Annotated in this window: 22 protein-coding genes; 1 reads left to right on the forward strand and 21 read right to left on the reverse strand. The window is 74.3% G+C overall.

Features of this window, described 5'->3' with window-relative positions; all coding sequences use genetic code 11:
- Positions 1-522: 522 nt before the first annotated feature.
- The 10 genes from tyrS to D5H75_RS05295 all read right to left on the reverse strand — a co-directional run bounded on the left by tyrS (position 523) and on the right by D5H75_RS05295 (position 10,806).
- Entirely contained in the window at positions 523-1,791 is a 1,269-nt protein-coding gene (gene tyrS, locus D5H75_RS05250; protein ID WP_119925241.1) for a tyrosine--tRNA ligase, read from the reverse strand.
- 286 nt (positions 1,792-2,077) lie between these two features.
- Positions 2,078-2,710 carry a DNA-3-methyladenine glycosylase gene (locus D5H75_RS05255; RefSeq protein ID WP_119925242.1) on the reverse strand — a complete coding sequence of 211 codons (633 nt, stop codon included), beginning with the start codon at positions 2,708-2,710 and terminating at the stop codon, positions 2,078-2,080.
- Positions 2,692-4,158, reverse strand: a complete 1,467-nt coding sequence (gene argH / locus D5H75_RS05260; protein WP_119925243.1) for an argininosuccinate lyase — start codon at positions 4,156-4,158, stop codon at positions 2,692-2,694. The genes D5H75_RS05255 and argH overlap by 19 nt, the downstream gene beginning before the upstream one ends.
- A 217-nt stretch (positions 4,159-4,375) precedes the next feature.
- Positions 4,376-4,891, reverse strand: a complete 516-nt coding sequence (locus tag D5H75_RS05265; protein ID WP_119925244.1) for an arginine repressor — start codon at positions 4,889-4,891, stop codon at positions 4,376-4,378.
- A gap of 28 nt (positions 4,892-4,919) precedes the next feature.
- Positions 4,920-5,843: an ornithine carbamoyltransferase gene (gene argF, locus D5H75_RS05270; protein WP_119925245.1), complete on the reverse strand. Its 924-nt coding sequence runs from the start codon at positions 5,841-5,843 to the stop codon at positions 4,920-4,922.
- Entirely contained in the window at positions 5,831-6,970 is a 1,140-nt protein-coding gene (locus D5H75_RS05275; RefSeq protein ID WP_422673489.1) for an acetylornithine transaminase, read from the reverse strand. Before D5H75_RS05275 ends, argF begins: the two co-directional genes overlap by 13 nt.
- Before the next feature lie 41 nt (positions 6,971-7,011).
- Positions 7,012-7,902 (reverse strand): acetylglutamate kinase, encoded by an 891-nt coding sequence (gene argB, locus D5H75_RS05280; protein ID WP_119925247.1) that lies wholly within the window; start codon positions 7,900-7,902, stop codon positions 7,012-7,014.
- The gene (argJ, locus tag D5H75_RS05285; protein WP_119925248.1) at positions 7,899-9,053 is read right to left on the reverse strand and encodes a bifunctional glutamate N-acetyltransferase/amino-acid acetyltransferase ArgJ; all 1,155 of its coding nucleotides are present in this window, start codon (positions 9,051-9,053) and stop codon (positions 7,899-7,901) included. Before argJ ends, argB begins: the two co-directional genes overlap by 4 nt.
- On the reverse strand, positions 9,050-10,078 hold the full coding sequence (gene argC / locus D5H75_RS05290; protein ID WP_119925249.1) for an N-acetyl-gamma-glutamyl-phosphate reductase: 1,029 nt from the start codon (positions 10,076-10,078) through the stop codon (positions 9,050-9,052). Before argC ends, argJ begins: the two co-directional genes overlap by 4 nt.
- 161 nt (positions 10,079-10,239) lie before the next feature.
- Positions 10,240-10,806: a TetR/AcrR family transcriptional regulator gene (locus D5H75_RS05295; RefSeq protein ID WP_119925250.1), complete on the reverse strand. Its 567-nt coding sequence runs from the start codon at positions 10,804-10,806 to the stop codon at positions 10,240-10,242.
- Between the two features lie 73 nt (positions 10,807-10,879).
- Between D5H75_RS05295 and D5H75_RS05300 the strand changes: the two genes are divergently transcribed.
- Positions 10,880-12,649, forward strand: coding sequence for an ABC transporter ATP-binding protein (locus tag D5H75_RS05300; protein WP_119925877.1), 1,770 nt, complete (start codon positions 10,880-10,882; stop codon positions 12,647-12,649).
- Between the two features lie 103 nt (positions 12,650-12,752).
- Here the strand turns inward: D5H75_RS05300 and D5H75_RS05305 are convergent, their stop codons facing one another.
- The 11 genes from D5H75_RS05305 to D5H75_RS42700 form a co-directional block, all read right to left on the reverse strand.
- On the reverse strand, positions 12,753-13,349 hold the full coding sequence (locus D5H75_RS05305) for a hypothetical protein (protein ID WP_119925251.1): 597 nt from the start codon (positions 13,347-13,349) through the stop codon (positions 12,753-12,755).
- A 101-nt stretch (positions 13,350-13,450) separates the two neighbouring features.
- Positions 13,451-14,590, reverse strand: coding sequence for a serine/threonine-protein kinase (locus tag D5H75_RS05310; RefSeq protein ID WP_119925252.1), 1,140 nt, complete (start codon positions 14,588-14,590; stop codon positions 13,451-13,453).
- 1,134 nt (positions 14,591-15,724) lie between these two features.
- Positions 15,725-18,202, reverse strand: a complete 2,478-nt coding sequence (gene pheT / locus D5H75_RS05315; protein ID WP_119925253.1) for a phenylalanine--tRNA ligase subunit beta — start codon at positions 18,200-18,202, stop codon at positions 15,725-15,727.
- Positions 18,202-19,302, reverse strand: a complete 1,101-nt coding sequence (pheS, locus tag D5H75_RS05320) for a phenylalanine--tRNA ligase subunit alpha (protein ID WP_119925254.1) — start codon at positions 19,300-19,302, stop codon at positions 18,202-18,204. The genes pheT and pheS overlap by 1 nt, the downstream gene beginning before the upstream one ends.
- Before the next feature lie 91 nt (positions 19,303-19,393).
- Positions 19,394-20,524 carry a sensor histidine kinase gene (locus D5H75_RS05325; RefSeq protein WP_119925878.1) on the reverse strand — a complete coding sequence of 377 codons (1,131 nt, stop codon included), beginning with the start codon at positions 20,522-20,524 and terminating at the stop codon, positions 19,394-19,396.
- 171 nt (positions 20,525-20,695) lie between these two features.
- Complete coding sequence (locus D5H75_RS05330; RefSeq protein ID WP_119925255.1) at positions 20,696-21,493, reverse strand: TrmH family RNA methyltransferase; 798 nt, start codon at positions 21,491-21,493, stop codon at positions 20,696-20,698.
- A gap of 190 nt (positions 21,494-21,683) precedes the next feature.
- Entirely contained in the window at positions 21,684-22,070 is a 387-nt protein-coding gene (rplT, locus tag D5H75_RS05335) for a 50S ribosomal protein L20 (RefSeq protein ID WP_119925256.1), read from the reverse strand.
- Between the two features lie 27 nt (positions 22,071-22,097).
- Positions 22,098-22,292, reverse strand: coding sequence for a 50S ribosomal protein L35 (rpmI, locus tag D5H75_RS05340; RefSeq protein WP_119925257.1), 195 nt, complete (start codon positions 22,290-22,292; stop codon positions 22,098-22,100).
- A gap of 153 nt (positions 22,293-22,445) precedes the next feature.
- Positions 22,446-23,075 (reverse strand): translation initiation factor IF-3, encoded by a 630-nt coding sequence (infC, locus tag D5H75_RS05345; protein ID WP_119925879.1) that lies wholly within the window; start codon positions 23,073-23,075, stop codon positions 22,446-22,448.
- Between the two features lie 510 nt (positions 23,076-23,585).
- Positions 23,586-24,404, reverse strand: a complete 819-nt coding sequence (locus D5H75_RS05350; protein ID WP_119925258.1) for a shikimate dehydrogenase — start codon at positions 24,402-24,404, stop codon at positions 23,586-23,588.
- Between the two features lie 48 nt (positions 24,405-24,452).
- On the reverse strand, positions 24,453-25,208 hold the full coding sequence (locus D5H75_RS42700) for a flavin-containing monooxygenase (RefSeq protein WP_242453999.1): 756 nt from the start codon (positions 25,206-25,208) through the stop codon (positions 24,453-24,455).
- Positions 25,209-25,327 lie beyond the last annotated feature (119 nt).

The raw sequence follows: 25,327 nt of genomic DNA on the forward strand, positions 1-25,327 counted from the left end.
CATGCACTGGCTTTTAACACACTGTTGAGTTCTCAAGAAACGCACGCTCCTCCACTCACCGCACCCGGCCACCCGGACCGGCCCGCAGAGGGCGCCTCCCAATCTTACCGGTTCGTCCGCTTCCTGTCAACCTGGCCGGTTCGGACTCACCAGCAACCCCTTTCGGGGCAACCCCTCAAACTTACCTCTTCCTCCGCTTCGCACCAAATCAGGTGATTTGCGGCGTGAAGAGATGCCACCCTTCGGGTGACCGCAAGGTCATCCTCGGGGGGTGAGTCATCGGGGTTCCCCGGAGCTCGGCTGCCTTTCGGCCTCCCGCTCGCTCCCGGGGCGAAGAGAACATTAGGCGGCCTCCGCGCTCCCGTCAAACCACGGGATCGATCCACGTTTTCGCACGTCAAGCCCTAGATATCGGCCCATGTCCCGCACCGGTCGCCGCTGATGTTTCCGGAATGTGATCCAACAGGACGCGGCCCCCGGCGTACGAGACGCCGGGGGCCGGTCGGGGAACGCGTGAGGCGGTCAGGCCACCTCGACGCCGCCCACGGAACGCTTGCCGCGCCGGAGCACGAGGTAGCGCCCGTGCAGCAGGTCATCGGCCGACGGGACGAACGCCTCGTCGGTGATCTTCATGTTGTTGAGGTACGCCCCGCCCTCCTTGACGGCGCGGCGGGCCGCGGACTTGCTCTCGACCAGGCCGGAGGCGGCGAGGAGGTCCACGAACGCCGGCAGCTCGCCGGCCGGGACGGTCGCCCTGGGCACCTCGGCCAGCGCCGAGCCCAGCGTGCGCTCGTCCAGCTCCTCCAGGGAGCCCTGCCCGAACAGCGCCGCCGAGGCGGCCACCACCCGGTCGAGCTCCTCCTGCCCGTGCACGAGCGCGGTCAGCTCGGCCGCGAGCGCCCGCTGCGCGGCGCGGGCCGCCGGGCGCTCCGCCGTGAGCTTCTCCAGCTCGGCGATCTCCTCCTGCGACTTGAACGTGAACACCTTGAGGAAGCGCACCACGTCACGGTCGTCGGCGTTGAGCCAGTACTGGTAGAAGGCGTACGGCGAGGTGAGCGCCGGGTCGAGCCAGATCGCGCCGCCGGCGGTCTTGCCGAACTTGGTCCCGTCGGCCTTGGTGATCAGCGGGACGGTCATCGCGTGCGCGGAGGCGCCGGTCACCCGGCGGATGAGGTCCACGCCCGCGGTGATGTTGCCCCACTGGTCGCTGCCGCCGAGCTGGAGCACGCACCCGTGCCGCCGGTGCAGCTCCAGGTAGTCGTTGGCCTGGAGGATCTGGTAGCTGAACTCGGTGTAGCTGAGGCCCTCCCCCGACAGGCGGGCCGACACGGCCTCGCGCGCCAGCATGCGGTTGACCGGGAAGTGCTTGCCCACGTCGCGCAGGAAGCCGATCGCGGTCATCTCCGCCGTCCAGTCCAGGTTGGACACGAGCCGCGCCGACAGGTCGCCGGCGTCGAAGTCCAGGAACTTCTCGACCTGGACGCGGATCCGGCTCACCCACTCCTCGACCACCTCGGCGGCGTTCAGCGACCGCTCGGTGGAGCGTCCGCTCGGGTCGCCGATGAGCCCGGTGGCGCCGCCGACCAGCCCGATCGGCCGATGCCCCGCCCGCTGGAACCGCGTCAGGGTCAGCAGCGGCACCAGGTTGCCGACGTGGAGCGAGGGCGCGGTCGGGTCGAAGCCGCAATAGAGCGTGATCGGACCCTCGGCCAGCGCCGACCGCAGGGCGTCGACGTCGGTGGACTGCGCGATCAGGCCGCGCCAGGCAAGCTCATCGAGGATCTCGGTCACAGTTCTGTGCTCTCCGTCGTGATCGGACATGAACGATTGCACCCTATCGGCACCGGCGGCCCGGACCCCGGCCGCTCGGCCGCGGGCTCACCCGCCGGCCGGGCCGCGGCCACGGCCGGGACGCGGGCTCCCGCCAGCCGGGGCCGGCCCGAGGGCGCTCTGACCAGGAAACCGCACCCTCCCGGCGCCGTCCAAGCGCTTTTCCGGCCGTACGGCGGGCCGGCGCGGCCGGAACCCCGGCCGCGCCGCAGCCGTACGCCCCGCGAGATCGGGAACCGGGCGCGGGTCAGGAGCCGGCGGGCGAGGCGGGCGCACGCCTGCGGCGGGGCGCGTGGGACCGGTACGGGGACACCGTGGGGTCCCCGTCGATCCAGAACCGCCAGGGCGTGTCGGCCCCGGCGGACACGCCCGTGCGGGGGCCGCTGAGGATGGCGGAGGGGTCCGCCGGGTCCCCTTCCAGGACCTGGATCGGGGCCCCGGGGGCGCAGCAGTCGAGGCCGTCGTGCTCGCGGGACAGGCCCAGGGCCTTGCAGAGGCGGGCCGGGCCGCGGGCGAGGTCGCGGAAGGGGGCGATCTCGCCGCGGCGGGAGCGGGCCGCGGCCTCGCCCTCCACCACCTCGCCCGCTCTCAGCAGGACGGCCGAGGCCGTGCCGGGGCCGAGGCAGACGAGGTTGGCGCAGAAGTGCATGCCGTACGTGAAGTACACGTAGACGTGGCCGGGCGGGCCGAACATGACCGCGTTGCGGGCCGTCCTGCCCCGGTAGGCGTGCGAGGCCGGGTCGAGGGCGCCGTTGTAGGCCTCGACCTCGGTGAGGCGGATCGCCACGCCGCCGTGGGAGACGACGCGCCCGAGCAGGTCCGGCGCCACCTCGGGCGCCGGACGGTCGAAGAACGCCCGGTCTAGGAGCCGGTCGCCCACGCGGCGTGCCCGTCGACGAGGTCGCGGAGGGCGGCGAGCTGCTCGCGCACCCGGGAGGGCGCGGTGCCGCCGGGCGCGGACCGGGAGGCCAGCGCGCCGGGGACGGACAGGACGTCCCGCACGTCGGGGGTGAAGTGCGGGGAGACCTTGGCCAGCTCGTCGTCGGTGAGGTCCTCGAACTCCTTGTCGTTCACCTGGCACCACACCACCAGGTGGCCGACGGCCTCGTGGGCGTCCCGGAACGCCACGCCCTTGCGGACGAGCAGCTCGGCCAGGTCGGTGGCCAGCGCGAACCCGTCGGGGGCGGACGCCTCCAGGCGCGTGGTGTTGACCCGCATGGTGGCGACCAGCCCGGCCATCGCGGGCAGGACGAGCAGGAGGGTGTCCACCGCGTCGAAGACGGGCTCCTTGTCCTCCTGCAGGTCGCGGTTGTAGGTCAGGGGCAGGCCCTTGAGCGTGGTCAGCAGCGTCATCAGGTTGCCGATGAGGCGGCCGGACTTGCCGCGCGCGAGCTCGGCGACGTCGGGGTTCTTCTTCTGCGGCATGATCGACGAGCCGGTGGAGTAGGCGTCGTCCATCTCGATCCAGCGGAACTCCTGGGACGCCCAGAGCACGATCTCCTCGCCCAGGCGCGACAGGTGCACGCCGATCATGGCGGCGTCGAAGAGGAACTCGGCGGCGAAGTCGCGGTCGGCGACGGCGTCCATCGAGTTGGGCGCGGCCGAGTCGAAGCCCAGCTCGCGGGCCACGGTCTCGGGGTCCAGCGGCAGCGAGGACCCGGCCAGCGCGCCCGAGCCCAGGGGCGACACGGCGGCGCGGCGGTCCCAGTCGCGCAGGCGGTCCACGTCGCGGGCGAAGGCGTGCACGTGGGCCAGGAGCTGGTGCCCGAAGGACACCGGCTGGGCGTGCTGGAGGTGGGTCATGCCCGGCGCGGCCGTGTCGACGTGCTGCTCGGCCTGCGACATCAGCGCGGTCTCCAGCTCGGCGAGCCGGGACACGATGTGCCGCACGTGGTCGCGGAGGTACAGCCGCAGGTCGGTGGCGACCTGGTCGTTGCGGCTGCGCCCGGCGCGGAGCTTGCCGCCGAGCGAGCCGAGCCGCTCCAGCAGGCCGCGCTCCAGGGCGGTGTGCACGTCCTCGTCGGCGACCGTGGGCCGGAACTCGCCGGCCTTGCAGGCGTCCTCCAGGTCGTCGAGGGCGCCGAGCATGCGGGCCAGCTCGTCGTCGGTCAGCAGCCCGGCCCGCCCCAGCACGCGGGCGTGGGCGCGGGAGGCGAGCAGGTCGTAGGGCGCCAGGCGCCAGTCGAACTGCACGCTCACCGAGAGCCTGGTCAGCGCGTCGGCGGGGCCTCCCTCGAACCGGCCTCCCCACAGACGCAGCGACCGGCTCCCGCCGTCCGACGGTGTGTTGTCCGGCACCGTGTGCTCCTCCCCCTTCGTTCCGCTCATGTCGTCATGTTCCCTGTTCGGTGTGGCCCGCGTCCGCGTCGCGCCGTACGGCCGCGCGGGGCGGGCGTGACGCCGTACGCGCCGGCCCCGCCGCGCGCGGGGCGGGGACGGGGCCCGCGGGGACGTCGGGGTCCCCGCGGGCGGTGCTCGCGCCGCAAACGCTACCCGAGGCGGGCGTCCCGGGCAGCGGTGATCTTGGATGGAGGCTCGGCCGGGGTCAGGACCCGGCGCTTCGTCTCTCGGTGAGCTTGAGCAGCGCCGCGGCGACGTCCGCGCCCCCGGCGGGGTCGCGGCTGATCACCAGGATCGTGTCGTCGCCGGCGACCGTGCCCAGGATGGAGTGCCAGTCGGCGTGGTCGATGGCCGAGGCCAGGAACTGCGCCGCCCCGGGGGGCGTGCGCACGATCACCAGGTTGGCCGAGGCCTCGGCCGAGACCAGCAGTTCCTCGGCGACGCGCCGCAGCCGCGCGCCGGGGGTCTCGCCGGTGCCGGTGCGGGCGAGCGGGATGCGCCCCCCGCCCTCACCGGGCATCGCGTAGATGAGGCTGCCGTCGTCGGCGCGCAGCTTCATCGCGCCGAGCTCGTCCAGGTCGCGCGACAGGGTGGCCTGGGTGACCTCGACGCCGCTCTCGGACAGCAACCGCGCCAGGTCGGGCTGCGACCGCACGGCGTGCCGGCTCAGCAGCTCCTTGATCTTGGCGTGCCTGGCGGCCTTCGTCAGCGGAATCGTCATCGATCGTCCCCAGTGCCTTCCCGTGGTGCTACCCGGCCGCGCCCAGCAGGTGCGCGAGCAGCGCCTTCTGCGCGTGCAAGCGGTTCTCCGCCTGGTCCCAGGCCGCGCTGCGCGGCCCGTCGATCACCTCGGCGGTGATCTCCAGGCCACGATAGGCGGGCAGGCAGTGCAGCACGAACGCGGTGCCCGCCGCGCGGGCGAGCAGGTCGGCGTTCACCTGGTACGGCATGAGCGCCGCGACCCGGGCGTCCTTCTCCGCCGGGTCCTGGCCCATGGATACCCACGTGTCGGTGGCCAGCACGTCGGCGCCCTCGGCGGCCTTCTCCGCGCTGGTGGTGACCTGGACGGACCCGCCGGTCCCGGCGGCGGCGCGCTCGGCGGCGGCCACGATCGCCGGGTCGGGCAGGTATCCCTCGGGCGCGGCGACCCGCACGTGCAGGCCGGCGACCGCCCCGCCGAGCAGGTAGGAGTGCGCCATGTTGTTGGCGCCGTCCCCGACGTACGCCAGGGTCAGGCCCGCCAGGCGGCCCGTGCGCTCGCGGATCGTCTGCAGGTCGGCCAGGATCTGGCAGGGGTGGTACTCGTCGGTGAGGGCGTTGACCACCGGCACGCGGCTGGCCGCGGCCATCGCCTCGACCCGCTCCTGGCCGTGCGTGCGCCACACGATCGCGGCCACCTGGCGCGAGAGCACCCGCGCGGTGTCCTCGATCGGCTCGCCGCGGCCCATCTGGCTGCCGGCCGCGTCGATCACCAGCGGCTGGCCGCCCAGCTCGGCGACGCCGACGGCGAAGGAGATCCGGGTGCGGGTGGAGGGCTTGTCGAACAGCACGGCCACGGTCCTGGGCCCGGCCAGCGGGCGGTGGGCGAACCGGTCGGCCTTCATCTCGGCGGCCAGGTCCAGCACCGCGAGCTGGGCCTCGGGCGTCAGGTCGTCGTCCTTCAGGAAGTGCATGCCTTCTCCAGGATCGCGGGCAGGGCGCCGGTGAACGACGCGATCTGGGCGGGGGTGATGACCAGCGGCGGCGCGAGCCGTACCGCGTCGGGCTGGACCGCGTTGACCAGGAACCCGGCCTCGCGGGCGGCGGCCTCCACAGCGGCGGCGACGGGGCGGGTGAGCACGATCGCCCGCCACAGGCCGCGGCCGCGCAGGCCCTCGACCAGGTCGTGGCCGATCGCCGCGATCCCGGCTTCGAGCTGGTCGCCGACGGACCGGACGTGGGCGAGCAGGCCGTCGTTCTCGATGGTGCCGAGCACGGCCAGCGCGGCGGCGGCCGCGACCGGGTTGCCGCCGAAGGTGCTGCCGTGGTCGCCCCGGGCGAAGGCGTCGCCCAGGCCGCCCAGGCCGACGCACGCGCCGATCGGGATGCCGCCGCCCAGGCCCTTGGCCAGGGTGAGCACGTCGGGCAGGATCCCCTCGTGCTGGTGGGCGAACCAGGCCCCGGTACGGCCGATGGCCGACTGGATCTCGTCGAGCACCAGCAGCGCGCCGGTGGCGTCGCAGATCTCGCGGGCCTGCCGGAGGTACCCCGGCGGGGGCGGGACCACGCCGGCCTCGCCCTGCGTGGGCTCGAGGAACACCGCGCGGCAGTCCCCGGTCACCGCCTCGCGCAGCGCCGCGGCGTCGCCGTACGGGACGAACCGGACGTCCAGCGGGAACGGGCCGTACTGGTCGCGGATGGACCGCTTGCCGGTGAGGGACAGGGCGCCCAGGGTGCGGCCGTGGAAGCCGTTCTCGGTCGCCACGACGTGGCCCGCGGGCCGGGCGCGCATGACGAGCTTGAGGGCGCACTCGTTGGCCTCGGCGCCGCTGTTGGCCAGGAACACCTTGCCGGGGGCGCCGAGCAGGCCCAGCAGGCGCTCGGCGAGCAGGATCTCCGGCTCGTTCAGCAGCGTGTTGCTGGAGTGGGCGAGCGTGGCCACCTGGTCGGAGACGGCCTTGACCAGGGCCGGGTGGCCGTGGCCGAGGGAGCTGACCGCGATGCCGCCGAACATGTCGAGGTATTCGCGGCCGTCCACGTCCCAGACCGTCGCGCCCTCGCCGCGGGCCAGCACCACGGGCGGCACCCCGTAGTTGGGCATGAACGCCTTCTCGAAGCGTTCGCGCAGCTCCTGGTTGCGGCTCACGCGTCCTCGCTCTCCGGCAGCACCATCGTGCCGATCCCCTCGTCGGTGAACACCTCCAGCAGGACCGCGTGCGGGACGCGGCCGTCCAGCACGTGGGCCTGCGCCACTCCCCCGCGCACGGCGGTCAGGCAGGCGCCCATCTTGGGCACCATGCCCGCCGACAGGCCGGGCAGCAGCTCCTCCAGTTCCCCGGCGGTGAGCCGGGAGATCAGCCCGTCGCGGGCCGGGTAGTCGGCGTACAGGCCCTCGACGTCGGTGAGCACGATCAGCTTCGCCGCGTCCAGCGCCACCGCCAGCGCGGCGGCGGCGGTGTCGGCGTTGACGTTGTAGACCGTGCCGTCCTCGCCGCGGGCGATGCTCGACACGACCGGCACGCGCCCGTCGGCCAGCAGGGCCTCGACCGCGCCCGGCTCCACCTTCACGATCTCGCCGACCTGGCCGATGTCCACCGGCTCGCCGTCCACCTCGACGATCTTGCGCTCGGCGGTGAACAGGTGCGCGTCCTCGCCCGACAGGCCCACGGCGTACGGCCCGTGCCGGTTGATCAGGCCGACCACCTCGCGGTTGACCTGGCCGACCAGGACCATGCGGACGATCTCCATGGTCTCGGGCGTGGTCACCCGCAGCCCGTTGGTGAAGGTGCTCTCCACCCCGAGCCGGTCCAGGTGGGCGTTGATCTGCGGCCCGCCGCCGTGCACCACGACCGGCCTGATGCCCGCGTAGCGCAGGAACATGACGTCGTCGGCGAAGCTCCGGCGCAGGGCCTCGTCGGTCATCGCGTGCCCGCCGTACTTGATCACGACGGTCCTGCCGTGGAACCGCTCCAGGTACGGCAGCGCCTCGATCAGCGTGGCGGCCTTGGCGGCGGGGGCGGTGTCCGCGGTCATGAGGAGTACGCCGAGTTCTCGTGGACGTAGTCCGCGGTCAGGTCGGTGGTGTGGATGGTGGCGGCGTGGGTGCCCGCCGACAGGTCCACGGTGATCGTGACGTCGCGGGGGCGCAGGTCCACCTTGGACCGGTCGTCGCCCGCGGCCCCGGCGCGGCAGACCCACACGCCGTTGACGGCGACGTTGAGCCGGTCGGGCTCGAAGGCGGCGTCGGTGGTGCCGACGGCCGACAGCACCCGGCCCCAGTTGGGGTCCTCGCCGTGGATGGCGCACTTGAGCAGGTTGCTGCGGGCGACCGCGCGGCCGACCGTCAGCGCGTCGGCCTCGCTGGCCGCGCCGACGACCTCGACGGCGATGGCCTTGGTCGCGCCCTCGGCGTCCACGAGGAGCTGGCGCGCCAGGTCGGCGCAGACCTCGGTGACCAGGCGCTGGAACTCGGCCTCGTCCGGCGTGACCCCGGCGGCGCCGCTGGACAGCAGCAGGACGGTGTCGTTGGTGGACATGCAGCCGTCGGTGTCGAGCCGGTCGAAGGTCAGCCGGGTCGCCTCGCGGAGCACCGCGTCCAGCCGTTCGGCGGGCACGTCCGCGTCGGTGGTGATCACGCAGAGCATGGTGGCCAGGCCCGGCGCGAGCATGCCCGCGCCCTTGGCCATGCCGCCGACCATGTACCCGCCGGAGCCGCGCCGGAAGGCGATCTTGGAGACGGTGTCGGTGGTGCGGATGGCGTCGGCCGCGGCCAGCCCGCCGTCGCGCGACAGTTCCCCGGCGGCGGTGGTGACGCCGCCGAGCAGGGCGTCCATGGGCAGCCGCTCGCCGATCAGCCCGGTGGAGCAGACCGCGATCTCGGCGGCGGAGTCGCCCAGCGCCTCGGCGACGGCCTCGGCGGTGGCGTGGGTGTCCTGGAAGCCGGCCGGGCCGGTGCAGGCGTTGGCCCCGCCGGAGTTGAGCACGACGGCCCGGACCCGCCCGCCGGCCAGGACCTGCTGGGACCACAGCACCGGGGCGGCCTTGACGCGGTTTCCGGTGAACACCCCGGCGGCGGCGCGGGAGGGCCCGTCGTTGACGACGAGCGCCAGGTCGCGCGCTCCTCCCTGCTTGATGCCGGCGGCGACTCCGGCCGCGCGGAAGCCGAGTGGGGCGGTCACGCTCATGGGGCTACTCCTGTCAGGGGAAGGCCGAGGGTTTCTGGGAGGCCGAGGGCGAGGTTGGCGCTCTGGACCGCGCCGCCCGCGGTGCCCTTGGTGAGGTTGTCGATGGCGGCGACCACGACGACGCGGCCGGCGCGCTCGTCGAGGGCGACCTGGACGACCGCGGTGTTGGCGCCCAGGGTCATGGCGGTCGCGGGCCACACTCCCTCGGGCAGCAGGCGCACGAAGGGTTCCTCGGCGTAGGCCGCCGTGTAGGCCTCGCGCAGGGCGGCGGCGGTGACGCCGGGCCGCGGGGTGAGGACGGAGGTGGCCAGGATGCCCCGGCTCATCGGCGCCAGGGTGGGGGTGAAGGAGACGTTCACCCGCTCCCCGGCGACCGCCGACAGGCCCTGGGCCATCTCGGGGGTGTGCCGGTGGACGCCGCCCGCGCCGTACGCGCTCATCGAGCCCATGACCTCGCTGCCGAGGAGGTTCACCTTGGCGGCCCGGCCGGCGCCGGAGGTGCCGGAGGCGGCGACCACGGTCACGTCGGGCTCGGCCAGCCCGGCCTGGAACACCGGGAACAGCGACAGCAGCACGGTGGTCGGGTAGCAGCCGGGCACCGCGATCTTGCGCGCGCCGCGCAGCGCCTCCCGCCCGCCGGGCAGTTCCGGGAGCCCGTACGGCCAGGTGCCGGCGTGCTCCCCGCCGTAGTAGTGCGCCCAGTCGGCCGGGTCGGCGAGCCGGTGGTCGGCCCCGCAGTCCACGACGAGGGTGTCCTCGCCGAGCTGGGCGGCGATCGCGGCGGACATGCCGTGGGGCAGCGCCAGGAACACCACGTCGTGGCCGCGGAGCGCCTCGGCGGTGGTGTCCCGCAGCACGCGGTCGGCCAGCGCCGGAAGGTGCGGCTGCAACGGCCCCAGGGGCGCTCCGGCGTTCCCCCCGGCCGTCACGGCCCCGATCTCCATGCCCGGATGCCCGAGCAGCAGCCGGAGGATCTCGCCCCCGGCGTACCCGCTCGCGCCCGCGACCGCGGCCCGCATTCCCATGCACCCCTCCTCAAGTCCTTGCAAGCCACAATTATGCAGTCCACTGCATGGTCATGCAAGCGGGGGATCGATCATGCATCCCGGCGGCCTGCGGCTCAGCCGGCGGACCCAGGAGGCGGGCTCAGACGCGGGGCCGGGCGGCGGGCCCCGGCCGCCCGGGGTCAGGGGGCGAGGGCCTTGCGCAGGGTGCGTCGGCACAGTCCGAGGGCGTCGTGCTTGGAGGCGCCGTGCTCGCGGATGTGCTGCCAGGCGGAGTACAGCAGGCTCCACAGGACCGCCTGGGCCCAGCGCGGGTCGACCTCGGGGTCGAGCGTGCCCTCGGCCTGCCCGCGGCGGACGAGCGCGAGCAGCGCCCGGTCGGCGTCGGTCTCGGCCTCCCACTCCTGCCCGGACGCGACCTGCGGCTCGTCGAAGACGAGCTGGAGGCCGTCGCCGAGCTCGAAGTACTCCTGGCAGAGCCGGTCCAGCACCTCGTCGGCGGGCCCCTCCCCCGGACGGGCCCGCTCCGTGGCCGCCCCGATCTTGTCCAGCATGTCGGCCGCGATGGCGCTCAGCAGGTCCGAGCGCTCCGGGAAGTACCGGTGCACGGTGGTGCGGCCCATGCCCGCCGCCGCGGCCACGTCCCCCAGCGACGCGGCCGGGTTCCTGGAGAGGACCGAGATGGCGGCGTCGAGGATGGCCCGCCGGGTGCGCGCCCGCGCCCCGGTCTCCGCAGCAGTCTTGCCCATGCCGATACGGTAGCGGGTCCCCCTTCATGGAACTCAGTTGACCTGAATGGAACATCGCTGTTCTACTATGGACATGACTGTTCCGAATCCTCGTTTCCCCCGGCTCGCCGTGCTGTGGTCGTTCGCGCGACCGCACCGGGGCACGCTCGCCCTCGGCCTGGTCCTCGCGCTGTTCGGGTCGGCGATGGGCCTGGCCACGCCGATGGTGACCAAGTGGATCCTGGACGCGCTCGGCTCGGGCGGCTCCATGACCGGGCCCGTCGGGGCCCTGCTCGCGCTGCTCGTCCTGGGCGTCGCGGTCGCCTACTGGCAGTGGACCCTGCTCGGGTCGCTGGGCGAGCGCGTCGTGCTGGAGGCGCGCGAGTCGATGGTGCGGCGCTTCCTGCGGGCGACGGTGCCCGCGATCACCGGCCGGCCCGCGGGCGAGCTCGTCACCCGCGTCACCTCCGACACCGTCCTCCTGCGCGAGGCCGCCACCTCCAGCGTGGTCGGGCTGGTCAACGGCGCCGTCATGCTGGTGGGCACGCTGGCCCTGATGGCCGTGCTGGACCTGGCGCTCCTCGGGACCACGGTGGCCGCGGTGATCGTCGTCATCGTCCTGTTCGCCACGCTCATGCCCTCGATCGCCAAGGCCCAGGAGCGGGCGCAGGAGCACGTCGGCCGGCTCGGCGGCGTGCTGGAGGGCGCGCTGCGCGCGATCCGGACCGTGAAGGTCAGCCGCGCCGAGGACCGCCAGGCCGAGCGGATCCTCGCCGAGGCCCGCTCCTCCGCCGCGCACAGCGTCCGCGCCGTCCGCCGCGAGGCCATGGCCTGGAGCGTCGCCTGGACCGGCATCCAGCTCGCGATCATCGCGATCCTGGCGCTCGGGGCCTGGCGCGTGAGCACGGGATCGATGCAGGTCTCCACCCTGATCGCGTTCCTGCTGTACGCCTTCGGCCTGATGGAGCCCATCAACGAGCTCAGCCAGAACTTCACCGCGATGCAGGCGGGCGTCGCCGCCGCCGAGCGCATCCGCGAGGTGGGCGCCCTGGAGACCGAGCCCCCCGCCGCCCCCGGCCGGTCCGGCCCGCCCGCGCCCGGGGCGTACGACGGGCCGGTGCTGGAGCTGCGGAACGTCACCGCCGCCTACGGGCCCGGCGCCGAGCCCGCTGTGCGCGGGATCGACCTGGCCGTCCCCCGCACCGGCCACCTCGCGATCGTCGGCCCGTCCGGCGCGGGCAAGACCTCGCTGTTCTCGCTCATCCTGCGGTTCCTGGAGCCGCGCGAGGGCGAGCTGCTGCTCAACGGGCGGCCGTACCGGGAGTACGGCCACGCCGAGACGCGGGCACATCTGGCATACGTGGAGCAGGACACCCCGGTCGTGCCCGGGACGATCCGCGACAACCTGCTCTTCTCCCACCCGGAGGCGACCGAGGAGGAGGTGCGGCGGGTGCTCGCCGAGGTGCGCCTGGACAGCAAGATCGACGCGCTGGAGGACGGGCTGGACACCCCGCTGTCGTCGGCGTCGGTCTCCGGCGGCGAACGCCAGCGGATCGCGCTCGCCCGCGCCCTGCTGCGCACCCCGGACGTGCTGCTCCTGGACGAGGCCACCGCCCAGCTCGACGGGCTGACCGAGGCCGCGGTCCACGACTGCGTCCGGACCCGCTCGGCCGCCGGCGCGGTGGTCACGATCGCCCACCGCCTGTCCACGGTGATCGACGCCGACCTGATCCTGGTCATGGAGGACGGCCGGATCCGCGCCCGGGGCACGCACGAGGACCTGCTGTCCCGCGACGCCCTCTACCGCGAGCTCGTCGAGGCCCTCCGCATCGCCGAGGCCGCCCCGGCGCCGGCCGCCCGCTGACCCGCCGGCCGTACGGCGGACGCCCCCGGGCGCACGCCGTACGCCTGAGGGGGCGCGGGTGATCGGTCCGGGGCGGGGGCGGTCCGGCCGGGGGCGGGGGCGGTCAGCCCCCGGCGGGCGGCCGGTCGCGCAGCCAGCGCTCGAAGCCGGCGGGGGTGCGCACGCCGTGGTCGAGGACCGCGGTGTAGACGTCCACGCTCCGCACGGCCTGGCCGTACTCGGGCCGCCGCGCCCACTCGTCCTTGATCAGCAGGATGGCCGCGCGAGCCTCCGGGGTGAGCCTCGGGGGCAGCTCGCGCACGTGGGCGAGGTCGGGCTGGCGCTCCGGCTCGTCCACGAACCAGATGTCGAGCCGCCACTCCTCCCCCGCCGGCCCCCGGCAGCCCACGCCGAGATAGATCCCGTCGGGGTAGGCGGGGTCGGTGTTCCACTCCCCGGTGTCGTTGCGGAAGTCCACGCGCCGGGTCCACGGGTGCGCCGCGATCGCCGCCCCGGCCCGGGCGACGGCGGCGACGTCCAGCTCCGGGCAGACCACGGTCAGGTCCAGGTCGCGCCACACCATCAGGCCCAGCGCCGCGCTGCCGACCCGCACCACCTCGCCGAACGGCGCCAGCCGCTCCGCCAGCCCCAGCCCCTCGAAGACGGCCTCCGCCTCGGCCCGCAGCTCCTCCTGCCGTCGCAGCAGCTCCTCGATCCCCATGATCCGATCCTCCCGCATCCCGCCACCGCGCACGCCCGCGCGCCCGCCGTGGGGCGCGGCACGCCGGATCCCCGGGACCGCGCCGCCGCGCGGAGGAGCGGTCAGGCGAAGCCGAGGCGGGACAGCTCCTCGGCGAGGGCGGCCAGGAAGGCGTCCACCTCGGGCCCGGCGTAGGCCACCTCGAACGTGCCGCGCGGCAGGGCGGCGGCGGCCAGCCCGTCGCCGTTCACCGGGGCCGGGGACACGCCGCGCAGCGTCTCGATGACCCGGCGGCGCAGGTCGTCCACGGCGTCGGCGCGGTACCCCCGCCCGCCGTACACGACCGGGAACTGGGCGATCTCGACGCGGCGGATGAGCACGCGGACCAGCCGCGAGACGCCGGGGCTCTCGCGCGGGGCCGGCTCGGGGCGGGGCGGGCGGCCGCCCGCGCGCAGCAGCGCGTCGCGGAACCCGGCGGCGTCGCGCGGCCGGTCCTCCACGTCGCTCGCCAGGGCCCCGCGCAGCACCCGCATCAGCGGCTCGGGCACTCCGGGCAGATCGGGCACCGGCAGCCGGAACAGCCGCGTCATCTCGGTCACCCAGCCGTACGGCCCCTGGCCCCGGTCCCTGGGGACGCGCGGGGGCTCCCCCGACAGCAGCGCGTACAGCGAGGCGGCCAGCGAGTAGACGTCGCTGGCGGCGGTCGGCTCGCGGCCGAAGAACACCTCCGGCGCGGCGAACTCCGGGGTCATGACGTTGAGCGTCGCGGTGATCTCACGCCCCGGGCCGTACGGCGTGGCGATGCCGAAGTCGGCCAGGGCGACCCCGCCGTACTCGGTGCGCAGCAGGTTGTCGGGCTTGACGTCACGGTGCAGCACCCCGCGCTCGTGCGCGGCGGTCAGCGCCCCGGCGATCTGCACGCCGACGTCGCGCACCTCCCCGGCGCGCAGCGGACCGGCCGCGCGCAGCCGCTCCCCCAGCGACCCGCCCGGGCAGAGCTGCATCACGAGGTACGGCCGGCCGCCCTCGATCCAGCCCGCGTCGTAGACCCCGACCACGGCCGGGTGCCCGGCGAGCAGCCCGGCGGCGGCCACCTCGCGCTCGAACCGCCGCCGGTCGCGCTCGTCGCGCATGGGGAAATGCCCGACCTTGACCGCGACCTCGCGCCCCACCGACTGCTGCCAGGCCCGGTATACGACCGCGTTTCCGCCGCGCCCCAGCACTTCGAGGACGTCATATCCGGCCAGGGAGAAATCCGCCATCCCACCCCCGCCCCCAGGACTCCTGACGTGCAGTGATTTTTTGTACCACAGCGACCCGCCGCCTCGACCAAGGAAAGGGACATCTCCCGTTTCCGGCCCCGCCGCGGCCACCCGAAATCCCCGCCCGCGAAATCCGAAATCCCCGCCTTCCCAATTCCCCCACCGAAATACCCCCGCTCCCCCTCCACCCCGCCTCTCCCCCTCATCCTGATCATGCGGTTTCACTCACACCCGTGCGCAAAACCGCAAGATCACCCCGAGACCCGGACGCCCCCGCCCCCGCGCCACGGCCCACCACTCTCTCGCCCGGGGCCGCCTCCCTCGCCGTGATCATGCAGTTTCAAGCACACCCTGTGCGCGAAACCGCAAGATCACCGCGAGGTCCGGACCCGAGGGAGACTCGCGCCCGCCAGAGTGCGCCCGCCAGAGTGCGCCCGCCAGAGTGCGCCCGGCGGGGAGTGCACGCGCCGGGGGACGGCGACGGGCGGGAGTGCGCATGCCGAGGGACGGGCGCGAGGGCGATTCGGTCACTGATGCACGCCGCACGACCGCCGCTCACGTTCCAACCCGCCCCCGTCCCCGCACCCCACCACTCTCGCCCGGGCCCCCGCCCTCGCGGTGATCATGCAGTTTTAAGCACACCCTGTGCGCAAAACTGCAAGATCACGGCGGGGGTGGCGCCGTGCCGGGATCGCGCCCGCGAGGAATGCGCCCTGGGGACGCCCTCCCAGTAGGTGTCCTGGGGCTGTCCGAGGGGGATGTGCGCTGCCGGCCGTGTCCTGCGTGTGTGCCTTGCCGACGTTTCCTGCGTGTGTGCCTTGCCGACGTTTCCTGCGCGTGTGCCTTGCCGGCGTGTCCTGGACGTGTGCGCTGCTGGTGGTGTCCTGCTCGTGGGTACCACTGGTCGTCTTCTGGACGTGTGCGCTGGGGTTCGCTCACTCGGGTGCGCTGCGGGGGTGTGCGCGGGGTGTGTTCCGGCGTGAGGTGTTGGCGTGGGGTTGGCGATTGGATGCCGGGGTGGCGAGGTGTTGGCGGGTTATGTGGGGCGGTGCGGGCGGGAGGTCTGGGGAATGGGACGGCCCCTTCCCTGGGCCTGGTGGCTGGGGAAGGGGCCGGGTTGTGGGTGGGCCGGGGTCAGGTGCGCAGGTGGGCGCCTACGCGGCGGGTGGCCTCGGCCACGGCGGCGTCGCGGGATGCGGAGGCCTCCTCGGCGGTCAGGGTGCGGTCCGGGGCGCGGAAGCGCAGCGTGTAGGCCAGGGACTTGTTGCCCTCGCCGACCTGGGCGCCGGTGTAGACGTCGAACAGGCGGATGTCCTCCAGCAGGTCGCCCGCCCCCTCGCGCAGCGCGGCCTCGACCTCGGCGACCGGGGTGCCGGCCGGGACGATCAGGGCCACGTCCTGGGTGGCGATCGGGTACGGCGAGACCGCGGGGGTCTGCGCCGGGCCCGCCAGCAGGGCCTCCAGCCGCGTCAGCTCCAGCTCCAGCGCGCAGGTGCGCGGCGGCAGGCCGTACGCCTCGACGACGCGCGGGTGCAGCTCGCCGGCGTGGCCGAGCAGCACGTCGCCGGCGTACAGCGCGGCGCAGCGGCCCGGGTGCCAGGGGGCGTGCTCGTCGGCGCGCACCTCGGGCGTGACCCCGGCCTCGAACGCCACCAGGCGCGCGGCCTCGATCGCGTCGGCCCAGCCGGCCCGGCGGCCCTGGCCCCACCAGCCGGGGCGCTCGGCGTCCCCGGCGAGCACGGCGGCCACGCGCAGCGGCTGGTCGGGCAGGGCGGCCTCGATCGAGGCGACCTCCTCGGGCGTGGGCCCGCGGTCCACCCGCAGCACCGGCGCGGTGGCCGGGGCGTCCGGGCGGGGCCGGTAGACGGCGCCGGTCTCGAAGAGGGCGACGTCGGTGAAGCCGCGGCCGGTGTTGCGGACCAGGATCTTCAGCAGGCCCGGCAGCAGCGTGGTGCGCATCAGCGGCTCGTCCTCGCTGAGCGGGTTGGCCAGGCGTACGGCGCGGCGCCGGGCGTCGCCCTCGGGGAGCTGCAGGTCGTCCCAGTCGCGCGGGGACACGAACGGGTAGGCCAGCACCTCGGTGAACCCGGCGGAGGCGAGCGCGCGGCCGACGCGGCGGCGGTAGCGCTGGGCCTCGGTCAGCCCGGCCCCGGCGGGGGCGGCGGGCAGCACCGACTCGATCCGGTCGTAGCCTTCGAGGCGGATGACCTCCTCGGCCAGATCGTTCGGGTCGGTCAGGTCCGGCCGCCACGACGGCGCGGTGACCTTGAGCCACTCGCCCTCGGCGCCCTCGCCCGGCTCGACCACGCAGCCGACCTCGCGCAGGCGGCGCACGACGACCTCGGGCCCGTAGGTCAGGCCGGCCACCCGGTCGGGGTGTCCGGTGCGCATGGCGATGACCGTGGGCGCGGTCTCGACCGTCACGAAGGTCAGGCCCGGGTGGATCCGGCCGCCGCCCAGCTCGGCGAGCAGCGCCACGGCCCGCGCGGAGGCCTGGAGCTGGATCTCGGTGTCCACGCCGCGCTCGAACTTGCGCGAGGCGTCGCTGACGAGCTGGTGGCGGCGCGACATGCGCGCGACCCCGGAGGGGGTGAAGTGCGCGGCCTCGATCACCAGGTCGGTGGTGGTGCCGGAGACCTCGGTGCGCAGCCCGCCCATGGTGCCGGCCAGGCCGATGGGGCCCGAGTCGTCGGTGATGAGCACGTCCTCGGGGTGCAGGGCGCGCTCGACGTGGTCGAGCGTCTCCAGCTTCTCGCCCGGGCGCGCCCGCCGCACGACGATCTCGCCGGTGAGGGTGGCGCGGTCGAAGGCGTGCAGCGGCTGGCCCATCTCGTGCATGACGTAGTTGGTCACGTCCACCGCGAGCGAGACCGACCGGATGCCGACGCGCGCCAGCCGTACGCGCATCCACATCGGGGTGGGCGCGGCCGGGTCGAAGCCCTCGACCATGCGCAGCGCGAACCGGTCGCACGCGGTCGGGTCGCCGATCGAGGCCGGGTAGCCCGGGCCCTCGGCCGCGGGCAGCGGCACGTCGGCGGGGTCCCTGAACGGCACGCCGTACGCCAGGGCGGCCTCGCGGGCGACGCCGCGGATGGACAGGGCGTAGCCGCGGTCGGTGGTGACCTCCAGGTCGAGGACGTCGTCGCGGAGCCCGAGCAGCTCGACGACGTCGGCGCCGATCGGGGTGTCCCGCGGCAGGATGAGGATGCCGTCGTGGTCGTCGCCGACGCCCAGCTCGCGGGCCGAGCAGATCATGCCGTCGGAGATCTTGCCGTAGGTCTTGCGGCTGCCGACCTCGAAGCCGCCGGGCAGCACCGCCCCCGGCAGCGCGACCGGGACCACGTCGCCCGCGGCGAAGTTGGTCGCGCCGCAGATGATGCCGCGCGGCTCGGCCTCGCCGACCTCGACGGTGCACCAGCGGATGGGCTTCTTGAAGCCCTCCAGGGTCTCGAAGTCCAGCACCCGGCCGACGACGACGTTCTTGACGTCGTGGCCGACCGACTCGACGGCCTCCAGCTTCAGCCCGGCGGCGGTGAGCCGGTCGGCGACCTCCTGGGCCGTGACCGGCGGCAGCTCGGCGTACTCCCGCAGCCAGGAAAGGGGGACCTTCATCAGACCTCCATTCCGAAGGGCCGCGTGAAGCGCACGTCGCCCTCGATCATGTCGCGCATGTCCTCGGCGTTGTGGCGGAACATCAGCGTCCGCTCGATGCCCATCCCGAACGCGAAGCCGCTGTAGCGCTCGGGGTCGACGCCGCACGCCACCAGCACGCGCGGGTTGACCATGCCGCAGCCGCCCCACTCGATCCAGCCCTCGGACTTGCAGGTGCGGCAGGCCGGCGAGCCGGGGTTCGCCGAGGCGCCCCGGCACACGAAGCACAGGAGGTCCACCTCGGCGCTGGGCTCGGTGAACGGGAAGTAGTGCGGCCGGAACCGGGTGGTGATGCCCTCGCCGAACATGACCTCGGCGAACCGGTCGAGCGTGCCCTTCAGGTGGGCCATCGTCAGGCCCTCGTCCACCGCGAGCCCCTCGACCTGGTGGAACACCGGGGTGTGGGTGGCGTCCAGCTCGTCGGTGCGGAAGGTCTTGCCCGGGCCCACGACGTAGACGGGCAGGGGCCGCGACAGCAGCGCGCGGATCTGCACCGGCGAGGTCTGGGTGCGCAGCACCATCCCGGAGTCGGGGGACTCGACGTAGAAGGTGTCGTGCTCGCCGCGGGCCGGGTGGTCCGGGCCCATGTTGAGGGCGTCGAAGTTGAACCACTCGCCCTCCAGCTCCGGGCCCTCGGCGATCTCGTAGCCCATGGCCACGAAGGTGTCGCCGATGCGCTCCTGGAGGGTGGTCAGCGGGTGGCGGGCGCCGCGGGGGCGGCGGTCCCACGGCAGCGTGACGTCGACGGCCTCCTCGACGAGCACCCGCTCGTCGCGCTCGCGCTCCAGCTCGGCCTGGCGGGCGGCGAGCGCCTTGGAGATCTCGCCGCGGGCGCCGCCGACGCGCTTGCCGGCCTCGGCGCGGGCGGCCGGGGGCAGCGCGCCGATCTCGCGGTTGGCCAGCGCGAGCGGGGACCTGTCGCCCGCGTGCGCGAGCCGTACCTGCTTCAACGCGTCGAGGTCGGGCGCGGCGGCGATGGCCGCGAGCGCCTCGTCCCGCATTTTCGCCACCTCGTCGGCGTGCAGCGGGGTCACCTCGACCGGATCGTAATCATTGGACATGAGTGTGAAAGCTCCTGGGCAGCGTGATGTCGGCGAGTCTAGTGCTCTTGAGCGGAGTCGAATGCTGAGCGCCCGCCGGTCCCGGCGCCCCTCAGGCGTAGTCGGGAGCCCCGGCGGGCAGGCTAAATCGGAACTCCGCGCCGCCCTCGGGGCCGCGCTGCACCGCGATCGTGCCGCCGTGCGCCTCCACCAGGCCCTTGACGATGAACAGGCCCAGGCCGGTGCCGCCGCGCCGCTTGCCCCGCCAGAACCGGCTGAACACGCGCGGGGCCAGCTCGGGCGCGATGCCCTCGCCCTGGTCGCGCACGGTCACGACGGCTCCCCACGGTGTCGCTGCTGATTCGGCCACGTCGGCCGGGAGCCCGTCACGATAGGCGGGCTCCACGCCTATTGTCACGGTACCTCCCCCGTGGCGCACCGCGTTTTCCACGAGGTTCCCGAGCACCTGGTCGATCTTGTCGGGGTCGAGCCACATCTCCGGCAGGCCCGGGCGGACCTCCAGCCGGAACCGGTCCTCCGGCTCGCCCGCGGCGACCCGCCCCGCGATGATCTTACGGGCGCGCTCGGCCAGGTCCACCACCTGGCGGCGCATCTCCAGCCGCCCGGCCTCGATGCGCGACACGTCCAGCAGCTCGGTGATGAGCCGCGTCACGCGGTCGGCGTCGGCGTTGACGGTCTCCAGCATCACGCGCTTCTGGTCGTCGGTGAAGCGCTCCCACTTGGCCAGCAGCGTGGCGGTGAACCCTTTGACACTGGTCAGCGGGGACCGCAGCTCGTGGGCGACGGTGGAGACCAGGTCGGCCCGGTCGCGCTCGCCGCGCGTGCGGGCCGAGGCGTCGCGCAGGCTCACCACGAACCGCCGCACCGGGCCGCCGGAGCGCGGCTCGCGCACGAACCGCGCCGACACCAGCAGCTCCTGCCGGCCGGGCAGGTGCAGGGCCCGCTCGGGCACGCGGGTGCGGCTGCGCAGCCCCCCGATCGGGTCCAGGCACTTCCACCAGTCACGCCCCTCGGCGTCGCGCAGCGGCAGCGCGTCGCCGAACGGGCGGCCGAGCGCGCCGGCGGCCGGGACGCCGGTCAGGCGCTCGGCGGCGGCGTTGAAGACGACCACGCGCCCGGTGTGGTCGGCGATGACGAGCCCGTCGGGCAGGTCGTCCGGGTCGACGAGCGACCGCGGGGACGAACCGGGCGAAGGGGATGGGGCGGGCGCCTGGGCGGGCACGCGCGGGTCAGGAACCGTCACGGCGGCATCCGCCCCAATGCGGGCGCCGCCGCGGGGGTGCTCGCCGCCCACGACCGCCTCCTCGAACGTCGCGGCCGGGCGCGGTTTCCCGTTCGGCCGTGACAACCGTCACCGCCGACTGTAGCGGGTATTCGGTGCGGACGGGCAGCCTCACAAACCCCTATGGGAACGGGCAGAAGCGTACAGACAGACCGCTGCGGCCGTGGCGAGATTGAGGCTCTCGGCCTGTCCGTAAATCGGCACCCGCACGACGTCGTCGGCGAGTCGCAGAAGGTCCTCCGGCAGCCCCCACGCCTCGTTCCCGAAGATCCACGCGGTGGGCTCGGCGAGCGGCGCCTCGTCCAGGCTCGTCTTGCCGGTGCCGTCGGCCGCCAGGATCCGCAGCCCGGCGTCCTTGAGGGTCCGTACGGCGTCCGCCGCGGACAGCCCGGTGACGACGGGCAGGTGGAACAGGCTCCCGGCCGAGGCGCGCACGCACTTGCCGTTGTAGGCGTCCACGGAGGCGTCGGTGAACACGACCGCGTCGGCGCCTGCGGCGTCGGCGGTGCGCAGGACGGTGCCGGCGTTCCCGGGGTCGCGCACGTGGGCGAGGACGGCCACCAGGCGCGGGTCGCGGACCTCGTCCAGGCGGGAGGTCAGGAAGCGGCAGACGGCGAGCACGCCCTGCGGGGTGACCGTCTGGGCCAGCTCGGACATGACCTCGCCGCTGGCGCGCAGGACCGGCACGCCGGAGTCGCGGGCGGCGTCGAGCAGTTCGGCGTGCCGGACCTCGGCGTCGCCGGTCACGAACAGCTCGGTGACCACGTCGCCGCGGGCCAGCGCCTCGCGGACGGCCTGGGGGCCCTCGGCCAGGAACAGCCGGTCGCGCTCGCGGAAGGCGCGCTTGGTGAGCCGCCGCGCGGCCTTGACGCGCGGCGAGCGGAGGTTGGTCAGCTCGGAACCGGCCATCGGGTTGTCTTCTCCAGTGGGACGACGGGAACGGCGGGGATGCGGCCGAGAACGGCGGGATGCGGCCGAGAACGGCGGGGAACGGCCGGGACGCGGCGGGCCGCTCCGGGGGTCCGGGCCCGGCCGGGAAAAGCGCCGAGGCGCCCGAACTGGGGTGTTCGGACGCCTCGGGCGGTGGGAACTTCGGCCGTCAGGCGGCGGAGCCGGCGGCGTTGACGTCGGCCGGCAGCGCCTTCTTGGCGGCCTCGACCAGCGCCGTGAACGCGCCGGCGTCGTTGACCGCGAGGTCCGCGAGGATCTTGCGGTCCACCTCGATGCCGGCGGCCTTCAGGCCCTGGATGAAGCGGTTGTAGGTGATGCCGTTCGCGCGCGCCGCGGCGTTGATGCGCTGGATCCACAGACGACGGAAGGCGCCCTTGCGGTCCTTGCGGTCGCGGTAGGCGTACGTCATCGAGTGGAGCATCTGCTCCTTGGCCTTGCGGTACAGCCGCGAACGCTGGCCACGGTAGCCGCTCGCCCGCTCCAGGACGGTCCTGCGCTTCTTCTGGGCGTTGACGGCCCTCTTCACGCGTGCCATTTCTCAGATCTCCCCGGGGTGGTGGTGTTACTTGGCGAGCAGCTTCTTGATCTTCTTGGTGTCGGCGGCGGAGAGCACGGCCGTTCCGTCGAGCCGCCGGGTCCGCTTGGTCGGCTTGTGCTCGAACAGGTGCTGCCGGTTGGCGCGGAGGCGAATCACCTTGCCGGATCCGGAGATCCGGAACCGCTTCTTGGCACCGCTGTGCGTCTTGTTCTTCGGCATGGTCGCCGTGTCTCCCTCGTCCTGTCGTCCCCGGCGTCAGAAGTGACGCACGGAGGCATACTCACCTGCCGAGGCCGCTCGGGCGGCCCCGGCCTCCTCGTCGCGAGCCGCGCTCGGGCCCGTAGGCGGTCGCGCCCCGCGGCGCGACTGCGCTCAGCCCTGGTCGCCGGCCTCGGGCTCGGCCGCTTCGCGGGGACCCCGCGCCGCCGCCTTCTCGGCCTTGGCCTCGCTCTTCTTCTTGTGCGGCCCGATGACCATGATCATGTTACGGCCGTCCTGCTTGGGCGCCGATTCGACGAACCCGAGCTCCTTGACGTCCTCCGCGAGGCGCTGGAGCAGCCGGAAGCCCAGCTCGGGCCGGGACTGCTCGCGTCCGCGGAACATGATGGTCACCTTGACCTTGTCCCCGGCCTTGAGGAACCGGACGACGTGACCCTTCTTGGTCTCGTAGTCGTGCGGGTCGATCTTCGGCCGGAGCTTGATCTCCTTGATGACCGTGTGCGCCTGGTTGCGGCGCGCCTCGCGTGCCTTCATGGCCGACTCGTACTTGAACTTGCCGTAGTCCATGAGCTTGCACACCGGCGGCCGCGCAGTCGCGGCGACCTCCACCAGGTCGAGGTCGGCCTCCTGGGCCAACTTCAGAGCATCGCCGATGGGGACGATGCCGACCTGCTCGCCATTCGGGCCGACGAGGCGGACCTCGGGCACGCGAATGCGATCGTTGATGCGGGGCTCGGCGCTGATGGGACCTCCTAGGGGCCAAGCATTCGTCGCTGGGCTGATCGGGTTCGGGGTCCGGAACGCGAAAAGACCCCGCATACGCATGCGGGGCCACCTGGCCGCCGTGGCGGCCTCACGTGGAACGCGGCTGCCGATGCCGCGCGACCCCGGATGTCTTCACGCACCGGCCGGGCGGCCGATGCTTCGCATCCAGATGTCAACGCCCTGGCATCACGCCGTATTCCGGGTGATCCTTGACCCGTCGACCTCGCGGCCGATCAGGTGGGAGACGGACTCCGCTTGCGTATCGGCGGCACGCGAACGCACCGAACCGATCAGGCAGCAAGCCTACCACCACTCCGCGCCACCGCCGAACCCCCGCGCCCGCCCGTGTCCCCTCACCTCCCCGGGCCGTCCCGCCCGGCCGTCTCCCGGGCCCCCGGGGTCCCGCCCGCCCCTGCCGTACGTGCTCGCGCGGGCGGCCCCGGCGCACGGGCGGGCCGGGCTGCGCGGGCGGCTCGCGCGGGCGGACCGGGCGCGCGGGGCTCAGGCCGTACGGCGGGCGGGGGCGGGTCAGGTGGCGGCGAGGCGGGCCTGGCCGGCGCGGCGCATGGCCTCGACGGGGACGTCGGCGCGGCCGGTCATGAGCTCGACCTGGCGGACGGCCTGGTGCAGCAGCATGGGGAAGCCGCCGACGACGACGCCGCCGCGCTCGGCCACGGCCATGGCCAGGGGGGTGGGCCAGGGGGCGTAGACCACGTCGAACACGGCCTTGGCGGCGGCCGCGACCGGGACCGCGTGGGCGTCGGCGGCGCCGGCCGGGACCGTGGAGACGACCAGGTCGGCGTCGAAGGCGGTCTCGTCCAGGGTCCGGACCTCGATCCGGACCCCCAGGCGGTCGGCGGCGGCGCGGGCCTCGCCGGCGCGGGCGAGGTCGCGCACGGCGACGACGGCCCGGGACAGGCCCATCTCGCGCAGCGCGGCCAGGGCCGAGCAGGCGGTGGCGCCGCCGCCCAGGACCACCGCCGAGGAGGGCGCGGTCACGCCGGCCTCCTCCAGCGCGCGCACGATGCCGTGCACGTCGGTGTTCTCCCCGCGCCGCCGGCCGCCCTCGAAGATCACGGTGTTGGCCCCGCCGACCTGGACGGCCAGGTCGGACACGCTGTCGAGCAGCGGCAGGACCGCCCGTTTGAGGGGCATGGTCAGCGAGAGCCCGGCCCAGGACCCGTCGAGGGAGTCCAGCAGCGCGGGCAGCCGCTCCTCGTCGCACTCGATCGCCTCGTAGGACCACCCGTCCAGCCCCATCCCGGCATAGGCCGCCCGGTGGAGCACGGGCGACAGGGAGTGGGCGATGGGCGACCCGAGTACGGCGGCGCGGCGGGTGACGGTCATGCCCCCATCATCCCGCCCGCCCGGAGCCCCTCGCACATCCCCGTGGCCTCACCGCCACCCGCCCGGGGAGGCGCGGGAGCCGGGCCGGCCGGCGCGGGCCGGCGCGGGCCGTTCACTCGCGGGCGGCCGCGGGCTCGGGGTGGCGGGAGGGGACGGGCGGGCCTCGTAGGCGGACAGGCGGGGGCGGCGGGTGAGGCGGCGGTAGGCCAGGGTGGTGCGGGGCCAGTTGTTGGTGACCCTGCCCGCGGCCGTCTTGTACCAGCTCGTGCAGGGGCCCTCCCGGACGGTGCGGGCCAGGGCGGCGCGGAGCATGGCGTCGTAGCGGGCGGCCTCCCCGGGCCGCACGTCGATCCACGCCAGCCGCAGCCGAGCCAGGGCGCGCAGGCAGCGCAGGATGTGCCCGGCCTGGTGCTCCAGCATCAGCACGATCGAGTTGTGGCCGAGGTTGGTGTTGGGGCCGTACATCAGGAACAGGTTCGGGTAGCCGGGCACCATCATGCCCAGGTAGGCGTGCGCGCCGCAGGCCCAGTCCTCGGCCGGCTCGCGCCCGCCGCGGCCGGTGACGCGCAGGGGGGCCAGGAACTCGGTGGCGCGGAACCCGGTGGCGAGGATGAGGGTGTCCACGGCGCGGTGCCGCCCGTCCGCCGTCCGGATGCCGGTGGGGGTGACGCGCTCGATGGGGGCGGTGACGACCTCGACGTTGTCCCGGGTGAGCGCCGGGTAGTAGTCGCCGGCCATGACCACGCGCTTGCAGCCGATCGGGTAGTCCGGCGTCAGGGCCCGCCGCAGCGCGGGGTCGGGCACCTGCCTTCGCAGCAGGCGGCCGGCCCAGGCGCGCTCGGCGATCCGGCCGGGGAGGCCGCCGCGGATGGGCGCGAACAGCAGTTCCTGGCGCCAGAACAGCCAGGCGCGGTACGCCGCCC

Source organism: Bailinhaonella thermotolerans, assembly GCF_003594875.1.
Lineage (GTDB): Bacteria > Actinomycetota > Actinomycetes > Streptosporangiales > Streptosporangiaceae > Bailinhaonella > Bailinhaonella thermotolerans.

Excerpts from the sequence above, each read along its gene's own strand:
- argH (WP_119925243.1), bottom strand. The coding sequence starts at position 4,158 with ATGAGCGGAACGAAGGGGGAGGAGCACACGGTGCCGGACAACACACCG.
- D5H75_RS05265 (WP_119925244.1), bottom strand. The coding sequence starts at position 4,891 with ATGACGATTCCGCTGACGAAGGCCGCCAGGCACGCCAAGATCAAGGAG.
- argF (WP_119925245.1), bottom strand. The coding sequence starts at position 5,843 with ATGCACTTCCTGAAGGACGACGACCTGACGCCCGAGGCCCAGCTCGCG.
- D5H75_RS05275 (WP_422673489.1), bottom strand. The coding sequence starts at position 6,970 with ATGCCCAACTACGGGGTGCCGCCCGTGGTGCTGGCCCGCGGCGAGGGC.
- argB (WP_119925247.1), bottom strand. The coding sequence starts at position 7,902 with ATGACCGCGGACACCGCCCCCGCCGCCAAGGCCGCCACGCTGATCGAG.
- argJ (WP_119925248.1), bottom strand. The coding sequence starts at position 9,053 with ATGAGCGTGACCGCCCCACTCGGCTTCCGCGCGGCCGGAGTCGCCGCC.
- argC (WP_119925249.1), bottom strand. The coding sequence starts at position 10,078 with ATGGGAATGCGGGCCGCGGTCGCGGGCGCGAGCGGGTACGCCGGGGGC.
- D5H75_RS05295 (WP_119925250.1), bottom strand. The coding sequence starts at position 10,806 with ATGGGCAAGACTGCTGCGGAGACCGGGGCGCGGGCGCGCACCCGGCGG.
- D5H75_RS05300 (WP_119925877.1), top strand. The coding sequence starts at position 10,880 with ATGACTGTTCCGAATCCTCGTTTCCCCCGGCTCGCCGTGCTGTGGTCG.
- D5H75_RS05305 (WP_119925251.1), bottom strand. The coding sequence starts at position 13,349 with ATGGGGATCGAGGAGCTGCTGCGACGGCAGGAGGAGCTGCGGGCCGAG.
- D5H75_RS05310 (WP_119925252.1), bottom strand. The coding sequence starts at position 14,590 with ATGGCGGATTTCTCCCTGGCCGGATATGACGTCCTCGAAGTGCTGGGG.
- pheT (WP_119925253.1), bottom strand. The coding sequence starts at position 18,202 with ATGAAGGTCCCCCTTTCCTGGCTGCGGGAGTACGCCGAGCTGCCGCCG.
- pheS (WP_119925254.1), bottom strand. The coding sequence starts at position 19,302 with ATGTCCAATGATTACGATCCGGTCGAGGTGACCCCGCTGCACGCCGAC.
- D5H75_RS05330 (WP_119925255.1), bottom strand. The coding sequence starts at position 21,493 with ATGGCCGGTTCCGAGCTGACCAACCTCCGCTCGCCGCGCGTCAAGGCC.
- rplT (WP_119925256.1), bottom strand. The coding sequence starts at position 22,070 with ATGGCACGCGTGAAGAGGGCCGTCAACGCCCAGAAGAAGCGCAGGACC.
- rpmI (WP_119925257.1), bottom strand. The coding sequence starts at position 22,292 with ATGCCGAAGAACAAGACGCACAGCGGTGCCAAGAAGCGGTTCCGGATC.
- D5H75_RS05350 (WP_119925258.1), bottom strand. The coding sequence starts at position 24,404 with ATGACCGTCACCCGCCGCGCCGCCGTACTCGGGTCGCCCATCGCCCAC.